This window comes from Finegoldia magna (assembly GCF_018371055.1).
Classification (GTDB): Bacteria; Bacillota; Clostridia; order Tissierellales; family Peptoniphilaceae; genus Finegoldia; species Finegoldia magna_I.
The window spans coordinates 1-2,164 of record NZ_JAGYZD010000265.1 but is presented as its reverse complement, the minus strand read 5'-3'; the positions used below and the strand labels follow the sequence as shown (position 1 = coordinate 2,164).

The 2,164-nt window shown below is 31.1% G+C and carries 1 protein-coding gene and 1 pseudogene; both read left to right on the top strand.

What is annotated here, in order from left to right; translation table 11 throughout:
* Window positions 1-1,196, top strand: a pseudogene (locus tag KHW44_RS08900) (hypothetical protein); the annotation flags it as partial.
* Window positions 1,196-2,044, top strand: coding sequence for an ABC transporter ATP-binding protein (locus KHW44_RS08895; RefSeq protein WP_002841213.1), 849 nt, complete (start codon window positions 1,196-1,198; stop codon window positions 2,042-2,044). The pseudogene KHW44_RS08900 and the gene KHW44_RS08895, both read left to right, overlap by 1 nt.
* Window positions 2,045-2,164 lie beyond the last annotated feature (120 nt).

Genomic DNA, 2,164 nt, shown 5'->3' with positions numbered 1-2,164 from the left:
TGTGTGCTATTTTGGTTGGAAATATATGCCTACAAAACAATTGGCACAATTTTAATTCCACTCAAATTAAAAACTATACCGATCTTAATTCTACTATGGAGAATTTGGTATATAGGGATATTGATGAGATTAAGGCAAAATACGGCAATAGCAAAAGAGCAAAGGAAATGATAGATTCTCATTCAGATGCTTTGAAATTTTACGAAAATGAGAACACATACTTCGACGCTTATGAAAATAGATACAAATCTCCCCAAAAGTTCAGCAATTTAAATAAGGTAAGGGTAAATGAATTTAATGGTTTTCATTTTCAAGGAACAGGAAGTGAAACAACTGGAATGGTGGACGTATTCAACGATTTTGCACTTGAAGGAGCATTCTTCAAACAAAAATACATGCTCATAAACAACATCACACCAACAGACAGATTCTATATTCCGCAATTAGGAATTGATTATAATCCTTTTGATGTGGATAGTTTCAAAGGAACTTTACCTAAAATCAATTACTACATTACTCATGGAATATCAGAGAGAAATAATGCTTTTGCGATGTTACACGATTACTTCTATCTTAAATTAGATGTAGTGTTGATTGTGTTTGCACTATTGCTGTTCACATCTACGATTATCAAATCGAATAAGCAGCTTGAACTTAAATCGGTACTTCCTGTAAGTCGAACAAAATCGTACAAGTCAAAAATTATAGAAAGCGTAATATATGGTATTGGCATAAACATCATGGCAGTTTTGGTATTATTCTTAGCTGGTGGTATTATGGGTGGATTTGCAGACAGTGATTTTCCAATTATTAACTATATTGTGGACGGTGGAATTATTTACTCAAATGTTGGTCCATTTCTGGTGTATATATTAGAATCCTTTACAATAACTGTGTTGTTTACGATATTTATCAGTATGTTTGTAAATTCTATGTACACTGCTACTAACAAACTATTTACGATATTAATATCTATAATTGCGTTTATTGTACCATTCACTGCATTAAAGTATATGGGAGTAATCGGATCTTTTGTTCCATTTAACTATGTGGATTCGGGATTTGTATCTACGGGATTTTTGTCGGCGTTGATAAGACAGAATTCTTACACGGTGGTGATGGCTGTTGTAGTTCTTGTGATTAGTTCAATATTGTTTTATGTATTGGGCAGAGTTTCATTTGGCAGGAGGAAATAATGTTAGAAGTAGTAAATATTGAAAAAAGTTACGGAAAGAAAAAGATACTTCACGATATATCTTTTAGTATTGAAAAAGGACAAATCAAAGCTTTGGTAGGGCCGAATGGCTCTGGTAAGACTACTTTGATGAATACTATGACCAATCTACTCAAAAGAGATGGCGGACAAGTTTTGGTAGACGGCAAAGAGTTTAAGGATGAGAAGATTTTTAATCATATTTCTTTTTTCAAAGATGAGAAAATCTTGGATGAAAACTTGTATGGCATGGATTATTTGAACTATATCAAAAATGTCTATAAAAGAACCAAGGATGATGTGGATAGGGTTATCAAAGAAATAGGAATTGAAAGCTTTGTAAAAAGCAAGACTGGTTCGTATTCATTAGGTATGAAAAAAAAGCTGATGCTTGCGATGGATTTCTTGCCACAAAGAGATATTATATTGCTTGATGAACCGCTTTCTGGTCTTGATCCAACTAGCGTTATTAAAATGATGGCTCTTATAAAGAAGAAAGCAAAAGATGGTCAGGGAATTTTAATATCCAGTCACTCTTTAAACGATATCGATGAAATCACCAATAATATTTTGTTCTTAAAAGACGGGAAAATTTTGGAAGAAGTTTTGGAAAATGAAAAATTTATAGAGATTATTTCAAGCGATAACGACAAATTATCATCTGTTTTGCAATCAAAGGGTTTTAATATGGATAAAAATATGATAAGCTTAAATAAATGTAGTATTAATGATATTTTGTCTATTATAATGGAAAATAATATCGAGATTTTGGATATCACAAGACGTTCGAAAACTTCTCAAGAACGATACAAAGAAATTTTCGGAATTTAAAATAAAAATATTCAAAAAATCAAGAATTTGTTTGACATATCATAATGTTAATGATAGAATATACAAGGATAAATAAGAATATCTTGTATATTCTTTTTTTATGCATAAAATAATTTCAGG

What these genes read in the sequence shown, in the direction of transcription:
- KHW44_RS08895 (WP_002841213.1), top strand. Translation starts at nt 1,196, where the DNA reads ATGTTAGAAGTAGTAAATATTGAAAAAAGTTACGGAAAGAAAAAGATA.